This window comes from Streptomyces sp. NPDC085927 (genome assembly GCF_044540975.1).
GTDB lineage: Bacteria > Actinomycetota > Actinomycetes > Streptomycetales > Streptomycetaceae > Streptomyces > Streptomyces hirsutus.
Genome location: NZ_JBITSN010000003.1, coordinates 216,703 through 233,654, shown reverse-complemented (window position 1 = coordinate 233,654; position 16,952 = coordinate 216,703). Strand labels below are relative to the sequence as shown.

Annotated in this window: 14 protein-coding genes; 10 read left to right on the top strand and 4 right to left on the bottom strand. The window is 72.9% G+C overall.

Annotated features, from left to right (window positions below):
* Positions 1 to 80 precede the first annotated feature (80 nt).
* Together ACIF80_RS10075 and ACIF80_RS10070 are read left to right on the top strand one after the other, a co-directional pair.
* Positions 81 to 329: a helix-turn-helix transcriptional regulator gene (locus ACIF80_RS10075; protein WP_326753348.1), complete on the top strand. Its 249-nt coding sequence runs from the start codon at positions 81 to 83 to the stop codon at positions 327 to 329.
* A complete protein-coding gene (locus tag ACIF80_RS10070) occupies positions 326 to 856 on the top strand; it encodes a hypothetical protein (RefSeq protein WP_399801804.1) in 531 nt (176 codons plus the stop codon). The genes ACIF80_RS10075 and ACIF80_RS10070 overlap by 4 nt, the downstream gene beginning before the upstream one ends.
* 316 nt (positions 857 to 1,172) lie before the next feature.
* On the opposite strand, the gene ACIF80_RS10065 is transcribed toward ACIF80_RS10070, so the two are convergent.
* Positions 1,173 to 4,124, bottom strand: coding sequence for an FAD-binding and (Fe-S)-binding domain-containing protein (locus ACIF80_RS10065; RefSeq protein WP_399801801.1), 2,952 nt, complete (start codon positions 4,122 to 4,124; stop codon positions 1,173 to 1,175).
* A 286-nt stretch (positions 4,125 to 4,410) separates the two neighbouring features.
* On the opposite strand from ACIF80_RS10065, the gene ACIF80_RS10060 reads away from it, so the two are divergent.
* The 8 genes from ACIF80_RS10060 (at position 4,411) to ACIF80_RS10025 (ending at position 13,091) form a co-directional block, all read left to right on the top strand.
* Positions 4,411 to 6,684, top strand: coding sequence for an ATP-binding protein (locus tag ACIF80_RS10060; RefSeq protein WP_399801798.1), 2,274 nt, complete (start codon positions 4,411 to 4,413; stop codon positions 6,682 to 6,684).
* The gene (locus ACIF80_RS10055; RefSeq protein ID WP_399801796.1) at positions 6,681 to 7,088 is read left to right on the top strand and encodes a roadblock/LC7 domain-containing protein; all 408 of its coding nucleotides are present in this window, start codon (positions 6,681 to 6,683) and stop codon (positions 7,086 to 7,088) included. The genes ACIF80_RS10060 and ACIF80_RS10055 overlap by 4 nt, the downstream gene beginning before the upstream one ends.
* Entirely contained in the window at positions 7,085 to 7,432 is a 348-nt protein-coding gene (locus ACIF80_RS10050; RefSeq protein WP_055573656.1) for a DUF742 domain-containing protein, read from the top strand. The genes ACIF80_RS10055 and ACIF80_RS10050 overlap by 4 nt, the downstream gene beginning before the upstream one ends.
* A complete protein-coding gene (locus ACIF80_RS10045) occupies positions 7,413 to 8,030 on the top strand; it encodes a GTP-binding protein (protein ID WP_399801793.1) in 618 nt (205 codons plus the stop codon). The genes ACIF80_RS10050 and ACIF80_RS10045 overlap by 20 nt, the downstream gene beginning before the upstream one ends.
* A complete protein-coding gene (locus ACIF80_RS10040; RefSeq protein ID WP_399801791.1) occupies positions 8,027 to 9,262 on the top strand; it encodes a cytochrome P450 in 1,236 nt (411 codons plus the stop codon). Before ACIF80_RS10045 ends, ACIF80_RS10040 begins: the two co-directional genes overlap by 4 nt.
* Positions 9,259 to 10,512, top strand: coding sequence for a cytochrome P450 (locus ACIF80_RS10035; protein ID WP_399801788.1), 1,254 nt, complete (start codon positions 9,259 to 9,261; stop codon positions 10,510 to 10,512). The genes ACIF80_RS10040 and ACIF80_RS10035 overlap by 4 nt, the downstream gene beginning before the upstream one ends.
* A 134-nt stretch (positions 10,513 to 10,646) precedes the next feature.
* Positions 10,647 to 11,765, top strand: coding sequence for a phosphoserine transaminase (gene serC / locus ACIF80_RS10030; RefSeq protein WP_399801785.1), 1,119 nt, complete (start codon positions 10,647 to 10,649; stop codon positions 11,763 to 11,765).
* 345 nt (positions 11,766 to 12,110) lie between these two features.
* Positions 12,111 to 13,091, top strand: a complete 981-nt coding sequence (locus ACIF80_RS10025; protein WP_399801783.1) for a DUF4232 domain-containing protein — start codon at positions 12,111 to 12,113, stop codon at positions 13,089 to 13,091.
* Between the two features lie 187 nt (positions 13,092 to 13,278).
* Here ACIF80_RS10025 and ACIF80_RS10020 read toward each other — a convergent pair whose 3' ends face one another.
* The 3 genes from ACIF80_RS10020 to ACIF80_RS10010 form a co-directional block, all read right to left on the bottom strand.
* Complete coding sequence (locus ACIF80_RS10020) at positions 13,279 to 14,850, bottom strand: cellulase family glycosylhydrolase (RefSeq protein WP_399801780.1); 1,572 nt, start codon at positions 14,848 to 14,850, stop codon at positions 13,279 to 13,281.
* Between the two features lie 181 nt (positions 14,851 to 15,031).
* On the bottom strand, positions 15,032 to 15,877 hold the full coding sequence (locus ACIF80_RS10015) for an ABC transporter permease (protein WP_399802614.1): 846 nt from the start codon (positions 15,875 to 15,877) through the stop codon (positions 15,032 to 15,034).
* Between the two features lie 11 nt (positions 15,878 to 15,888).
* The gene (locus ACIF80_RS10010) at positions 15,889 to 16,932 is read right to left on the bottom strand and encodes an ATP-binding cassette domain-containing protein (protein WP_399801778.1); all 1,044 of its coding nucleotides are present in this window, start codon (positions 16,930 to 16,932) and stop codon (positions 15,889 to 15,891) included.
* Between the last annotated feature and the right edge of the window lie 20 nt (positions 16,933 to 16,952).

The window sequence follows — 16,952 nt, the reverse complement described above, 5'->3', positions numbered from 1 at the left end:
AGAGCCGACCCGGCGCCGCCTCGACTTCCGGAGAGCTGCCGGTGTTGCAGTACTCGACCGTCATGTAGTAGTTCTTATACATGAGCGAGCAGGTACACAACAGACTGGCCGTGGTTCGTGCCGAGCGGAAGGTGTCACGGCAGGGCCTGGCCGAAGCGGTGGGAGCGCATTACCAGACCATCGGCTATATCGAGCGCGGGCAGTACAACCCGAGCCTCGACCTGGCATTGAAGATCGCGCGGTTCTTCGAACTGCCGGTGGAAGCCCTGTTCTCGCTCGAGCCGTTTCAGCCGCTCACGGATGAGATCTACGGGAGGAAGACGTCATGACCACCACACCGCTGACGCGCTACGACCACGGCATGCTGCGGCTCATGAACGACCGCCGAGGCAGGCCGCTGTACGCCACGGCCGCCCGCCGACGCCTGGTCGTCGCCGCGCACCTGCTGCTGACCGCGGCCATCGGCGGACTCATGACCTACTCCTACCTTGCGGAGGGGGAACCGATCTGGGCCCTCGTCGCCATGGTGGTGCTGCTGCTGCCGTGGGCGGTCGCGACCGGGGCGATCAACGCGGCCACCCGTGGCCTGCTCGAACTGCGGGAACGGGCTCTGGACGAACGCCAGTCCGCCGAACGCACCCGGGTGCAGGCCCGCGCCCACCGGGCGATGACCCTCCTCCTCGCCGCCACCGCGGCCGTCCTGTTGATCGTGGGTGCGGCCGACGGCAACGCCCCCACGGCGTACGCGGCACCGGTACTCATCGCGGTCCTCGTGGCGCACTGGCTGATGCCGTTGTGGGTGGCCGGCCTGATGGCTCAGGACGAGCCGGCCGAGGACGACAGCCCCGCGGCCTGACGAGTCGGCCGCGCCCGGCCGACAACTGATCGCTCGGAAGCGTCGGGGAGCGGTCGGGCCGACCCGGGCACTCGGGCACTCGGGCACTTAAGAGCTCAAGGGCTCAAGCACGCAGGGACTCAAGGGCCGACGGGAGAGCCCTTGGCCACGGGGGCGCGAACGCCGTGACGCGACCGGGCGGCGTCCTGGCTGGGGGGTGCACCGAACTGGCGGCGTCCCTGTCCGGCGCCCTGCGAGCGGCGGAGACGGGGGCGGAGGCCGTGGGGGCTCGTCCGAGCGCGTCGCGGACATGAGGACAGCGACTGTTCACACTTTCTCAGCCCAGGGCCTCCGCCAGCACCTCCGCCAGGTGCCTGCCCCGCACCCCCGCCAGTTGCTCCAACTGCGTCCGGCAGGAGAACCCGTCGGCCAGCACCACAGCGTCCTCGGACGCCTCCCTCACCGTCGGCAGGAGCTGGTCCTCCGCGCAGGCCGCCGACACCTCGTAATGGCCCTTCTCGAAGCCGAAGTTGCCCGCGAGACCGCAGCAGCCGCCGCTCAGTTCGCCGGTGAGGCCCGCCGCGGCACGCAGCCCGCGGTCCGCCGTGTCGCCGAGGACCGCGTGCTGGTGGCAGTGGGTCTGGCCGGTGACCGGGCGGTCCAGGACGGGCGGGGCCCAGTGGGGCGCGTACTGCTCCAGGGTCTCCGCGAAGGTGCGGACCCGCGCGGCGAGTCGGGCCGCGCGGGGGTCGTCGTGCAGCAGCTCCGGCGCGTCCGTGCGCAGGGCCGCCGCACAGCTCGGTTCGAGGACGACGACCGGGGCGTCGGTGGCCAGTACCGGTTCCATGAGGTCGAGGGTGCGGCGCAGCACCGCGCGGGCGTGGTCGAGCTGGCCCGTCGAGATGTAGGTGAGGCCGCAGCAGACCTGGCCCCGACGGGCCGTCAGCAAGCGTGCGGCGGACCGTGAGCGGCCGTCCCCCACCGGGCGCCCGCCCGGTCGCAGCGTCGGTGGCAGGGCCACCCGCAGGCCCGCCGCCTCCAGGACCCGTACGGCCGCCTGTCCCACGGAGGGCGAGAGGTGCTCGGTGAAGGTGTCCGGCCACAGGATCACCAGGTCACCGGCACCGTCGCCATCACCGCCACCAGCACCAGCACCGGCACCGGCACCGGCACCGGCCCCGGCCCCGGCACCGGCCCCGGCCCCGGCACCGGAGGGCACGGCAGCCCTCCGCCCCCGCCACCACCGCGTGAACGTCTCCCCGGCCACCCGTGGGATCTCCCGCTCCCCAGCGATCCCGCCCAGCCGCTTCGCCACCCGGGCGAGCGGGCCCACCGAGGCCAGGACGTTGACCACCCCCGCCGACCTCGTCCGCGCCACCCAGCCCAGCCACACCGGCAGCCGTCCCATCGCGTAGTGCGCGGCGGGACGGCGGCGGCCGGCGTAGTGGTGGTGGAGGAACTCCGCCTTGTAGGTGGCCATGTCGACCCCGACCGGGCAGTCCGAACGGCAGCCCTTGCAGGACAGGCACAGGTCCAGGGCGTCCCGTACCTCCGTGGACCGCCAGCCGTCGGTCACCAGCTCGCCGGCGAGCATCTCGTGCAGCAGCCGGGCGCGTCCGCGCGTGGAGTGCTCCTCCTCGCCCGTCGCCCGGAAGGAGGGGCACATCACCGCCGGCCCCGGCACCGACGTCGTACGGCACTTGGCGACGCCCACGCAGCGGCGGACCGCCGCCGAGAAGTCGCCGCCGTCGGACGGGTAGCCGAAGGCCACGTCCACCGGCTCCCTCGGCAGGACGGAGAAGCGGAGGTTCGCGTCCAGGGGCGCGGGACGCACCAGCATCCCCGGGTTGAGCAGGTCGTCCGGGTCCCAGACGCCCTTCACGCGCTCGAAGAGGGCCACCATGTCCGGGCCGTACATGCGCGGCAGCAGTTCGGCGCGCGCCTGCCCGTCGCCGTGTTCGCCGGAGAGCGATCCGCCGTGCGCCACGACCAGGCCGGCCAGCTCCTCGGAGAAGCGGCGGAAGCGGGCGACGCCCGGCCCGGTCAGCAGGTCGAAGTCGATCCGGACGTGGATGCAGCCGTCACCGAAGTGCCCGTACGGGGCGCCGTGCAGTCCGTGCTCGGCCAGCAGGCCGCGGAAGTCCCGCAGGTACGCGCCGAGCCGGGCGGGCGGTACCGCGCAGTCCTCCCAGCCGGGCCAGGCCTCGGTCCCGTCCGGCATCCGGGTCGCCGTGCCGCTCGCGTCCTCCCGGATCCGCCACAGCGTCCGCTGCCGGGCCGGGTCGGTGACCACCAGGGCGTCCACGACGTCCGCCGCGCGGACGATCGTCTCCGCACGCGCGCGTGCCTCCCCCTCCGTGTCCCCGCCGGTCTCCACGAACAGCCAGGCTCCCCCGCGCGGGAGGTCCGCCGCGGACGGCACCAGGTCGGCCGCCATGCCCTCCACGGTCAGCGGCCCGTGCTCCAGCAGTCCGGCCGCCGCCTCGGCGGCCCCGGTCTCGTCGGCGTACGCCAGCACGGCGAGCGCACGCGCGCGGGGCGCCTCGACGAGCCGGACCACCGCCTCCGTCAGCACGCCCAGCGTGCCCTCCGAGCCGCAGAAGGAGCGGGCGACGTCGGCGCCCTTCTCGGGCAGCAGGGCGTCCAGGGCGTATCCGGAGATACGGCGGGGCAGCTCGGGGAAGCCGGTGCGCAGGCGGGCGAGTTCGCCCTCGGCCAGCTCCCGCAGTCCCGCCGGGGCCCCGGCCCACGCCTGCCCCAGCAGCAGCCGCTCGCCGCGCGGGGTGACGACCGACAGGTGCCGCACGCTGTCCGCCGTCGTGCCCCAGGCGACGGAGTGGGAACCGCAGGAGTTGTTGCCGATCATGCCGCCGAGGGTGCAGCGGCCGTGGGTGGAGGGGTCGGGGCCGAAGCGCAGCCCGTGCGGCGCGGCGGCCTCCTGGAGCCGGTCGAGGACGAGGCCGGGCTGCACGACGGCCGTGCGGGCCTCGGGGTCGAGGGAGAGCAGGCGGTTCATGTGCCGGGTGAAGTCGAGCACCACACCGGTGCCGGTGGCCTGCCCCGCGATCGACGTGCCGCCCCCGCGCGGGACCACGGGGACGCCGTACGTCCGGCAGACCGACAGCGCCGCCACCACGTCGTCGGCGTCCCGGGGAGCCACCACGCCGAGCGGCACCCGGCGGTAGTTGGAGGCGTCCATGGTCGTCAGCGCCCGCGCGGTGGTGCCGAAGTCCACCTCGCCGCGCACGGCCGCGCGCAGTCCTGACCGCAGTTCCCGCAGATCCGTCATGTTTTCAGGATGCCTCGGAGACCCGCGGGACGCCGCCGGCCGCGCCCGTCCCCGTGCCCCTCCCCACGCGGCTCCCGCCCGGCTCCCCTCCCGAAAAACGGGACCGGATTCTTCCCAAGCTGATCACAAACTCTCATATAGTGAGCGCGAGTTGCGCGCAGTTGTCGGACCGCGCTTCACAAGCGATCCCGGAACCGGGTCCGGCGACCCCATCGAACCGCCCGAGCGCCGCATGGACGACGGCACCCTGGCGGACCCGACCGAGGACCGACCGAGGACCTGATTGATGACCTCCCCCCTGCTCCCCGGCGACCGCCCCACCCCCCGCAGCCTGTTGCCCGCCACCCTGCTCACCGCGGTACTCACCGCGGTCGCGGTGTTCGCCGCGGTGCTGCTGGGACCGGAACCCGCACGCGGCGCCGTCGGGGCGACCGGGACGGTGGCGGCCCTGCTGCTGTGTGCGGCCGTCGCCTGGGCCACCCACGCCGTCCTGTCCGCGCGGGCGCTCCGCGTGCGGCTGGAGACGGCCAACGTGGACGTCGACCGGCTGATCCAGGAGCGCACCCGGCAGGCGGAGGAGGCCCGCCGCCAGCACGAGCGGCTGACCGGCGAACTCACCCGGGAACGGGCCCGCCTGTCGGCCGAGCTGGACCAGGAACGGGCCCACCTCACCCATTCCCTGGCGGCGGAACGCGATCGCCTCAACGAACAACACGCCATCACCACGGAGCGGTTGGCGCAGGAGCACACCGCAGAGCGGGCCCGCCTCACCGACGACCACACCGCCGAACGGGCCCGGCTCACCGAACAGCACGCCGCCGAGATCGCCCGCCTCACGGACGACCACACGGCCTCGCTCGCCCGGCTCGCCGACGAGCACACCGCCGCACTCTCCCGGCTCACCGGCGAGCACGCCGGGGAACTGCGCCGGCGCGACGAGGAACACGCCGCCCACACCGCCGCGTTGGTCCAGGAGCACACCGCCGAGCGCGACCGGCTCGGCCAGGTGCGCGACCGGCTGAGCGAGGAACGGGACCGGCTGTCCCGGGACCGGGACCGGCACATCGACGAGAACGCCCGGCTGGCCGTCCGGCTGCGCGAGGCCAACAGCGCCCGCGCCGCGGCGCTTTCCGCGACCGCCAACGTCGCCGGCCGCATGCAGGCCCTGTCCACCGGCATGCTCGCGGATCTGCGCGCGATGGAGGACAAGCACCACGACGAGGAGGTCCTCGCGGATCTTCTCCACCTCGACCACCGCACCGCGCAGGCCGGCAGGCTCGCCGACTCCGTCGCCGTCCTCACCGGCGCCCGTTCGGGCCGCCGTTGGGCCCGGCCGATCGGCATGGAGTCGATCCTGCGCGGCGCCATGGGCCGGATCAGCGGCTACCAGCGCGTCCGCGTCCACTCCGCGAGCGACGTCGCCGTCGCCGGGCACGCCGCCGAGGGCGTGATGCACGCGGTCGCCGAACTCCTCGACAACGCGGCCAACTTCTCGCCGCCGACCGCCGAGGTGCACGTCTACGTCGAGGAGGTGCCGGCCGGGGTCATCGTGTCCGTCGAGGACAGCGGACTCGTCATGGGCGACGCCCAGCTGCGGCGCGCCGAGCGCGCGGTCTCCGGCGAGACCGCCGGGCTCGGAGGCCTCACCGGCACGCGGCTCGGACTGGCCGTGGTGGGCCGGCTGGCCCGCCGGTACGGGCTCACGGTCTCCTACCGGCCCTCGGCCCGCGGCGGCACGGGCGTCCTCATGCTCATCCCGCAGGACATCCTCGTACCGCCGGACGCTTCCCGGACGCCGTCCGCCGTCGCCGCACCTGCCCTCTCCTCGTCCTTCCCGGCCGCACGGACCGCCCCCACCAGGGCTCCGGCCCGGTCCGCGCCGTCCGCGGCGGCCGTGCCGTCCGGGGAGACGGCCGGGACGGCCCCGGCGGCGGCACCGGACGAGCCGTCGGGCCCGGCCCTGCCCCGCCGTCGCGGCAGCCGCCCGGACGACGTGCCGGCGGCCCACCCGGCCGACAGCACGGCCCCGGAGACGAGTCACGGCACCCCGCCCGGCACGGGTCCGGCACCACGGGACCCGGCCGCCCGCACCGCCTCCCGCACGACGCCCCCGGCGAGGACCACGAGCCACTCGTACGCGGCGTCCCGCGCCGGAGCCGACGACCTCGACCCCGACCCGGTGCCCACGCACGACTCCGCCGGCCGGGGCACGGACACGCCCCCGCTGAACCTCCCCCGCCGCCGTCGCGGCCGGACCCTGGCCGAGGCCGAGCGCACCCGCGGCACGAGCCGTGCCGACGCCCCGCCCAAGGCTCCGCCCACCGCCGAGGAGACGAAGGCCCGCACGGCCCGCTTCAGCAGCTTCCGCCAGGCCGTACGCGCCACCGCCACGGAACCGTGCGCGGGCCCCGCGACCGACACGGCCCCGGACCCCGCAACGGACACGGCCACGGAGGCGACCGCAGACACGGCCGCAGGCACCCCGAACGGGGACGCCGGAGCAATCGGCTCCCCCTCCACCCCCACCCCCGCAACACCGGAAGGCGACACCACCTCATGACCGGCACGACGACCGCCGACGAGAAGCTCACCTGGCTGATAGAGGGCCTGCTGGAGCGCACCCCCGGTGCGCGGCACGCGCTCGTGCTGTCCAGGGACGGCCTGAAACTGTGCCGCACCCCCGAACTCTCCACCGACCAGGCCGACCAGCTCGCCGCGATCGCCGCGGGCATCCAGTCGCTGTCGCACGGCGCGTCCGTGGAGTTCGGCGACGGCAGCGGAGGCGTCCGCTCGGCGATGACCGAGTTCTACGGGGGCGTGCTGTTCATCGTGGAGGCCGGCCAGGGCGCGCACCTGGCCGTGGTCACCAGTGAGGACGCCGACGCCGGGCTCATCGGGCACAACATGAGCGAGCTCGTGGAACAGCTCGGGGACCACCTGACCGCTCCCCCGCGCTCCGCATGAGCAGGCCGGGCAGGGACGACTCCCCGGACCGCCTCTACACCGTCACCGGCGGACGCAGCCGGTCCGGGCCCGACAACCCCTTCGACCTGGTCACGCTGGTCGTCGCCGAATGCGATCCGGTGCCCGGCATGCAGTCCGAGCACGCCGCGATCCTGCGGCTGACCGAACGACCCACGGCGGTCGTGGAGATCGCGGCCGAGCTGAAACTGCCGGTGAGCATCACCCGCATCCTGCTCGCCGACCTCCAGGCGTCGGGCCGCGTCAGCGCCCGGCACCCGCGCAAGGCCGCCGTACCCGACCCCGACATCCTGGAGCAGGTGCTCGTTGGACTCCGCAACCTCTGACACGCGTACACCACTGGGCGCGTCGGCCGACAACGGCCTCAAGATCGTGGTCGTGGGCGGCTTCGGCGCCGGCAAGACGACAATGGTCCGCTCGGTGAGCGAGATACGTCCCCTCAACACCGAGGAGACGATGACCCAGGCCGGCGAGGCCGTCGACGACCTCAGCGGGGTGCACGGCAAGACCTCGACGACCGTGGCCTTCGACTTCGGCCGCATCACCCTGGACAGCCACAACGTGCTGTACCTGTTCGGGGCGCCCGGCCAGGAGCGCTTCTGGTTCCTGTGGGACCGGCTGTTCTCCGGCACCCTGGGCGCGGTCGTCCTGGTCGACACCCGGCGCATCGACGACTCCTGGTACGCCATCGACCGGCTGGAGAAGCTCGGCACGCCGTTCATCGTGGCCTGCAACGACTTCGGCGGCCCCGCCTTCGCGCCGGAACAGATCCGCGAGGCCCTCGACCTCGACCCGCACGTCCCGCTGGTCACCTGCGACGCGCGTTCCCGGGAGTCCAGCAAGCTGGTGCTGATCACGCTGGTGGAGCACATCCAGACCCTCTACGCCGACCAGGCCCGAGCCCCCCGTCAGGAGCTGGTGTGAGCCCCGCTTCCGCTCCCCATCCCGTCCACTTCAGCGGCCCCCTGCTCCAGGACGACCCGGCAGGGGTGTACCGGGAGATGCGGCGCGACCACGGCAGCGTGGTCCCGGTGATCCTGGACGGCGACGTACCGGCCTGGCTGGTGCTCGGCTACCGCGAGCTGCACCAGATCACCGGGGACCCGGTGCTGTTCAGCCGCGACTCCGACCTGTGGAACCAGTGGGAGAACATCCCCGACGACTGGCCGCTGCTGCCGATGATCGGCCGCAAGCAGCCGTCGATCCTCTACACCGTCGGCGAGCGGCACCGCGAGCGGGCCGGGATGCTGGTCAACGCGCTGGAGGCGGTGGACCCGTTCGAACTGCGCAGTTACGCCGAGAAGTTCGCCGACGAACTGATCGACGGCATCTGCCCCCGGGGCGCGGCCGACATCATCGACGAGTTCGCGACGCTGCTGCCCGTACGCGTGCTGACCCGGCTCTACGGCTTCTCCGACGAGGAGGGGCCGGAACTCGTCACCGCCCTCAACGACATGATCGACGGGCGGGAGCGGGCGCTGGCCGGCCAGACCCACCTGTTCACGTCGATGACCGCACTGGTCGCCGCGCGCAGGAAGGCGCCCGCCGACGACGTGGCGTCGCGGATGCTCGCCGACACCTCCGGGTTCACCGACGAGGAGATCGTCCAGGACCTGATGGTGATGATGGCGGCCGGCCACCAGCCGACCGCCGACTGGATCGGCAACTCCCTGCACCTGATGCTGACGGACAAGCGGTTCGCCGCTTCCCTCTTCGGCGGCCGCAACAGCGTCGCCGAGGCGATGAACGAGGTGCTGTGGGAGGACACCCCCACCCAGAACGTGGCCGGCCGCTGGGCCTCCCGCGACACCCAGCTGGGCGGGCGCCGCATCCGCCTCGGCGACATGCTGCTCCTCGGTCTCCAGGGCGCCAACTCCGATCCGCAGGTACGGACCGACAGTTCGGCCCTGACCGGCGGCAACAGCGCGCACTTCTCCTTCGGCCACGGGGAGCACCGCTGCCCGTTCCCGGCCCAGGAGATCTCCGAGGTGATCGCACGGACCGGCATCGAGGTCGTCCTGGACCGCCTGCCGGACATCGACCTGGCGGTGCCGGCCGCGTCCCTGTCCCGCCGCCCGTCGCCGTGGCTGCGCGGAATGTCCGAACTTCCGGTCACTTTCACACCCACTCCCGCCCTTGGAGGCTCCCACACATGACGGCTGGTACGGACACACGGACACCCGCGCCCGGCACCGAGGGGAACCCCATCCCCCTGGACCCGTTCGTCTCCGACCTGGACGCGGAGAGCGCGGCGCTGCGCGCCGCGGGCCCGCTCGCACGCGTGGTCCTGCCGGGCGACGTGCCGGTATGGGCGGTCACGCACCACGCCGAGGCCAAGAAGCTGCTCACCGACCCCCGCGTGGTGAAGGACATCGACGTCTGGGGCGCCTGGCAGCGCGGCGAGATCGCCCCCGACTGGCCGCTGATCGGACTGGCCAACCCGCCCCGCTCCATGCTCACCGTGGACGGCGCCGACCACCGCCGTCTGCGCACCCTGGTCGCCCAGGCGCTCACCGTGCGCCGGGTGGAGCGGATGCGGGAGCGCGTCACGGAGCTGACCGAGGGCCTGCTGGACCAGGTGGCCGAGGCCCCGGGCGAAACGGTCGACCTGAAGGCCCTGTTCGCCTACCCGCTGCCGATGTACGTGGTCGCCGACCTGATGGGGCTCGCCGAGGAGCGGCTGCCGCGGCTGAAGGAGCTGTTCGAGAAGTTCTTCTCGACGCAGACCCCGCCCGAGGAGGTCCTCGCGACGCTGACCGAACTGGCGCAGATCATGACCGAGACGGTCGCGCACAAGCGGGAGAACCCCGGCGACGACCTGACGTCCGCGCTGATCCAGGCGTCCGAGGACGGCAACCGGCTGACCGACCAGGAGATCGTCTCCACCCTCCAGCTGATGATCGCGGCCGGCCACGAGACGACGATCTCGCTCATCGTCAACGCGGTGGTCGGCCTCTCCCTCCACCCCGAGCAGCGTGCGCTGGTGCTGTCCGGCGAGGTGGACTGGTCGGCGGTGGTCGAGGAGACGCTGCGGTACTCCACGCCCACCTCCCACGTGCTGATCCGGTTCGCCACCGAGGACGTCCCGGTCGGCGACACCGTCCTCCCGGCCGGGGAGGCGCTGATCGTGTCGTACGCCGCGATCGGCCGGGACGAGCAGGCGCACGGCCCGAGCGCCGGCGTCTTCGACATCACCCGCGAGGGTGCCAACCGGCACATCTCCTTCGGCCACGGCCCGCACGTGTGCCCCGGCGCGGCCCTGTCCCGCCTGGAGGCGGGCGTGGCCCTGCCGGCCCTGTACGCGCGCTTCCCGAAGCTGGACCTGGCGGTCCCGGCGGACGAGCTGCGCAACAAGCCGGTGGTCACGCAGAACGACCTGTACGAGCTGCCGGTGACACTGGGCTGACGTACCGGGGCCTGACCGAACGGCCGGACGGACCTTTCCTCTCCGTCCGGCCGTTCGACCGCTCCGCCCGTCCGCGTCTCAGCCGACGGACGATGTTTCGCCCGGGTTTCCCCGAGCCGCTAGGCTCCGGGGTTGTGGCTGAGATCCGGATTCCTGCTGACATCAAGCCCGCCGACGGTCGTTTCGGTGCGGGCCCCTCCAAGGTGCGGACGGAAGCGCTGGACGCGCTGGCCGCGACCGGCGCCTCCCTGCTGGGCACCTCCCACCGCCAGGCCCCGGTGAAGAACCTGGTCGGCGAAGTGCGCGAGGGCATCGGCGAGCTGTTCCGGCTCCCCGAGGGCTACGAGGTCGTCCTCGGCAACGGCGGCTCCACCGCGTTCTGGGACATCGCGACCCACGGCCTGATCGAGAACAAGTCGCAGCACCTCACCTTCGGCGAGTTCAGCTCCAAGTTCGCCAAGGCCGCCAAGCTCGCCCCGTGGCTCGCCGAGCCGACCGTCGTCGCCGCCGACCCGGGCACGCACCCCGAGGCGGCCGCCGAGGCCGGTGTGGACGTCTACGCCTTCACGCACAACGAGACCTCCACCGGCGTCGCCATGCCGATCAAGCGGGTGCCCGGCGCCGACGAGGGCTCCCTGGTCCTGGTGGACGCGACGAGCGGCGCGGGCGGCCTGCCCGTCGACATCACCGAGACGGACGTCTACTACTTCGCCCCGCAGAAGTCCTTCGCCTCCGACGGCGGCCTGTGGATCGGCGTGTTCTCCCCGGCCGCGATCGAGCGCGCCGAGCGCGTCCACGCGTCCGGCCGCCACGTCCCGGAGTTCTTCAGCCTTCCCACGGCGATCGACAACTCCCGCAAGAACCAGACGTACAACACCCCGGCCCTCGCCACCCTGTTCCTGCTGAACGAGCAGCTGAAGTGGCTCAACGGCCAGGGCGGTCTGGACTTCGCCACCGGCCGCACCAAGGACTCGTCGTCCCGCCTGTACGGCTGGGCCGAGGAGTCGAAGTTCGCGACCCCGTTCGTCACCGACCCGGCGAAGCGCTCCCAGGTCATCGGCACCATCGACTTCACGGACGAGATCGACGCCGCCGCGATCGCCAAGGTGCTGCGCGCCAACGGCATCGTGGACACCGATCCCTACCGCAAGCTCGGCCGCAACCAGCTCCGGGTCGCGATGTTCCCGGCGGTCGACCCGGCGGACGTCGAGGCCCTGACGAAGTGCGTCGACTACGTCATCGGACAGCTGTAGGCATTCCCCGCACGACGGCGAAGGGCGCCCGGCGGGTTCCGCCGGGCGCCCTTCCGTACGTGCGGTGCCTACGCGAACCGGCGCAGGAAGGCCTGCCGTCCCTCGCGTGAGACGGTGGGCGGAGGGCCGTTGTGCTGCTTGCTGTCACGGACGGCCCGGCCGCAGGCCGAGGTCCCCGCGAGCCGGGCGCTCCGGGCGTGGACCGGGGGAATCGACGAACCGCGCGTGGCTGCTTCCGGAACTGCGTCTCTCCGCCGTCTCCCCGCCCCCACTTGTGACAGCCCTGTGACCGGAACTGTGACCTCCGTCGCACGCGTGGGGGTCGCACCTTGATGGGATGACCGGATGCGCAGACCCGCCGGCCTCCGCCCGGCCTTCGCCGCGACCGCCCCCTTCCTGTCGGCTCTCGCCGCGGCCGCCCTGCTGCTGACGGCCTGTGGGACGGAGCGCGCGGGTGCCGGGAGCACCGGCGCCGACGCGACCGCGTCGCAGGAGGGCACCCGGATCGACGATCCGGGCAAGGACGGCGTACGGATCACCTCGCTGACCCTCCCGTCGGCCTCCCCCTCCCCCTCCCCCACCCGCAGCTACTCCGTCTCCGCCGACAGGCTCACCACGGGCTCGGACTCAGGGGTCCTCGCCGCCTACGAGGTCACCAACGAGGGCACCGAGACCCTGACCTATTCGGTCGTCTTCACCTTCATGAGCGGTGACGGCGGGGCCGTGACCAACCGGACCGAGACCGTGCGCGACGTCGGCCCCGGACAGACCGTGCGGGGCACGGTCCGGGCCGGGGAGCTGCCGCCCACCGCGCCGCGGGTGACGCAGGCCGAGGTGCTCGAAGTGACCAAGGTCCCCGCGGGCGAGGCGCCGGCCAAACCGGGCACGTGCCCCGCCTCCGGGATCCGGGTCAGCGCCGACGAGGGCGACGCGGCCATGGGGCTGCGCGTCGTGGGCCTGCACCTCGACAACTGCGGCACGCGCGCCTACACCGTCGAGGGCTACCCGCTGCTGGAACTCCTGGACGACGGCCTCGAGCCCGTCGACGGCGTCGAGATCCTCGACGGCAGCGGCGAGATCACCACCGGCGCCGGACCCGACGAACCGCCCCGGCCCGTCAGGCTCGAGCCCGGCGAGTCGGCGACCGCCGGGCTGGTCTGGCGCAACACCACCGAGTTCGGTACGCCGGTGAACGTGTCCCATGTGCGGGTCCGGGCGAAGGAGGGTGCCGACCCGGTGACGGTGACCCCGCACCTCGACCTCGGAACCACCGGAAAGCTCGGGGTCAGACCTTGGAAAAAGGCGGAACGCCAGGCCCGGCCCTGACACGAGGGCCTGACACAGCCTTTGCCAGGGTTTCACGACGGCCCGGGCTCGGCCCGCGTGGAAGTCGCACACGGCAGCGGGGCGGAGGCGGGCCGGGGTTCGCCCCCGGTGGCACGAGTCGTGCGACGCCGACGCCGGAGGGGGCCCGGCGCGCAGCTGCGCGCCGGGCCCCCTCCTCACGTGTCGCTCACGTCGCCGTGCAGCTCACCTGTGGCACGCTCCCGCCCCCGGGTGCTCCTCCGAAGCCGAAGCTCGCCGAACCGCCCGCCGGGAGCGCTCCGTTGTGCCCGGCGTTGACGGCGGTGACCGTCGCCCCGGACTGGGTGTACGAGGCGTTCCACATGCTGGTGACGCGCTGGGTCCCGCTCCAGGTCCACGTCACCTTCCAGGAGGTCAGCGGCACGGTCCCGGTGTTGGTGACCTTCACGTCGGCGTTGAAGCCGCCGCCCCAGTCGCTGCTGACGGTGTAGGCGGCGGCACACTCGGGGGTGTCACCGGGATCGCCCGGATCGCCCGGGTCGCCCGGTCCGCCGGGGTCGCCCGCCGCGAACCCCGGGGCCTTGATGTCCGCGAGGTACCCGTCCTTCACCGTGTCCACGGTCGTCCAGTCGTCCTTCAGGATGCCGCCGGTGTCACCGGAGTTGGGGTTCCAGGACCAGAAGGTCCAGTGGAAGCTGTCGGCCCCGTGCTGCGAGGTCGACCGCAGGTACGACACCAGCGCGGACAGCCACCGCTGGTCCACGCCCGACTGCAGCGTCGTACCGAACTCGCCGAGCCAGACCGGGGCGATGTCCTGCTTGAAGACGTAGCCCCAGTACTTGTCCCAGATGCCCGACATGTTGGCGGGGAAGGACGGGTCGTCGAACCAGGGCTGCCGGGCCACGCTGGTGGCGTAGTCGTGCGCGGAGTAGACGAGCCGGCCCGGCACGTCCAGGCGGACCGGGTGCTCGGCGACGCCCATCAGGTTGCCGCCCCACCAGCCGTTGACCCCGTTGTGCGACTGCACGCCCTCGACGAAGACCAGCAGGTCGGGGTTGACGGACAGCACCGCGTTGCCGGCCCGTTCGGCGGCCAGCCGCCAGTCCCGTGCCGTGTCGCCGCAGCCCCAGCAGGCGGGGTCGCGGGGCTCGTTGTGCAGGTCGATGCCGATGACGGTCGAGTCGCCCAGGTAACGGGACGCGAGGGCCTTGAGGTTGGTGATCCACGTCGACTCGGGAACCGCGCCGGTGTACCAGAGCGCGGACTGCGCGGCCGCGTCGGGACGGTGCCGGTCGAGCACGATCTTCAGGCCCGTCCGCCCCGCGTGCGCCACGATCCGGTCCAGCACCTGGAGCGACGTCAGGCCCCGCAGGTCGGTGTTGATGCCGTCGGTGTCGATGCTGTCGGGCACGGCGCCCGGCTTGAGGATGTCGTCGCTGTAGGGGACGCGGACGGTGTTGTAGCCGAGGGACTTGATCTGGTCGAGCATGCCCTTGTAGTCGCGGGCCCACAGGCCGTGGGCCACACGGACGTCGGTCTCGAAGCCGAACCAGTTGATGCCGGCGATCCGCACGGGCTGCCCGGACGCGTCCAGGATCCGCCGGCCGCTGGTGTGCCAGTACCCTTCGCCGGCCGCCGCCGCACGGGGTGTCGCGGTACCGGCCGTCGCCCCGGCCGTGCCGTCGCCCGGCTCCGCCGCACCGGCCGGCTGAACACCCGCCAGCGGTAACAGGAACGCCGCCACGGCCACGCACAGCGCTCTTCGCAAGCTGCGGAACATGTCGCTGCTTCCTCTCGGAGGGCGGGCCCGGAACGAGTGGGAGCGCTCCCACTACCCCGCGCCCTCCATGCAAGCCATGTCACATGGACACGTCAAGGAGGCGGACGGCATTCACACCCCGGACGCCGTCCGCCCCCTCCCCGGCCCCCGCCCTCCCCCGGGGCCTCACCGCGTCAGCGGCTCACCTGCTCAGCCGCTGGAACCTCCGTACCGCGAGCGGCAGGAAGACCGCCGTCAGAACGAGCGGCCACACCCCCGCCATCAGCAGCGCGTGCTGCTCCACCCAGGAGTCGCCGCCGCCGACCGGCGTACCGAACAGCTCACGGGTGGCCGCGGCCGTGGACGAGATCGGGTTCCAGGCGGCTACCCAGCCCAGCCAGTCGGGCATGAGCTGCGGGGCCACGAAGATGCTGGAGATCATCGTCAGCGGGAAGGCGACCGCGAACAGCCCGCCCGCCGCCTCCGGGTTGGGCACCAGGAGCCCGAGCCAGACCCCGAGCCAGATGAGTGCGAACCGCAGCCACAGCAGCAGGCCGAACGCCGCGAGGAAGCCCCAGCCGCCGTCCGGCCGCCAGCCCATGGCCAGCGCGGTGAGCACGAGGATCCCCAACTCGGCGCAGGCGACGACCAGATCGGTCACCCCGCGTCCGGCCACCACCGCGGACGGCGCCATCGGCATCGAGCGGAACCGGTCGATCACGCCCTTGGTGGCGTCGTACACCACGATGGTCGCGGTGTTGATGAAGCCGAACGCCATCGTCATCACGAACATCCCGGGCATCAGGAAGTCCTTGTAGTCCCCACCGCCCGGCACCGTCATCGCGCTGCCGAAGACATAGCCGTAGAGCAGCACCGACAGGATCGGGAAGCCCAGCTGCCAGGCGATGTTGACGGGTTGGCGCCGGTAGTGGGTCAGGCCGCGGCGGACGATGTTCCAGCAGTCGGCGAGCGCCCAGTACGCGCGGCCGTGCGTGACGGGTGCGGCGGCCGGATCGGCGGGGGAACCGGTCCCCCGGTCGGTGGCCAGGTCGACGGTGTTCACGCGGCGGCCTCCTTGCCGCCCGGGGCGGCGTGGTCGGTGGCGGATGCGGTGGTGCGGTGGCCGGTGAGGCGCAGGAACACGTCGTCGAGGCTGGGCCTGCGCAGCCCGATGTCCTCGACCCGGACCCCCTCGTCCTGGAGGGTGCGCGCCACCTCGGTCAGCGCGGCCACCCGGTCCGTCACCGGGGCGTGCACGCGCGACTCGTTCTCGTCCGACTCCGGTTCGCCGTCGGCGACCCGGGCCACCACCTTCACCACGCGCGGAATGTCGGCCCGTTCGGCGACGACGACCTCGATGCGGTCGCCGCCGACGAGGTTCTTCAGCCCGTCCGGGGTGTCGTCCGCGATGGCCCGGCCCTGGTCCATGACGGTGATGCGAGAGGCCAGCTTGTCGGCCTCCTCCAGGTACTGCGTGGTCAGCAGCACGGTCGTACCGTCCGCGACCAACGCCCTCACCGAGTCCCAGACTTCGTTCCGGCTGCGGGGGTCGAGCCCCGTCGTCGGCTCGTCCAGGAAGAGCACGGCCGGCGCGAGGATCATGGAGGCGGCGAGGTCCAGGCGCCGCCGCATCCCTCCGCTGTAGTCGCCGACGCCCTTGTCGGCGGCGGCGCTCAGGTCGAACCGCTCCAGCAGTTCGGCGGCCCGCAGCCGGGCCCGCTTCCCGCCCAGGTGGAACAGCCGCCCGAACATCTCGAGGTTCTGCCGCCCCGTGAGCACCTCGTCCACGGCCGCGTACTGCCCCGTGAGCCCGATCCTCGCCCGCACCTCGCGCGCCTGCCGGGAGACGTCGAGACCGGCCACCGTGGCCCGTCCCCCGTCCAACCGGACCAGCGTCGACAGGATGCGCACGGCGGTGGTCTTCCCGGCGCCGTTCGGCCCCAGCAGGCCGTGCACGGTGCCCGTACGGACGGCGAGGCCGAAGCCGTCGAGGGCGCGCTTCTCGCCGTAGCGCTTGTCCAGCCCCTCGGCCCTCACCGCGTAGTCGTCGTCCCCGCCGTAGCCGTTGCCGGGCCCTTCGCCCTTGTCATGGCCTTCGTTCATGGGTCCCCCTTCCACGTAAC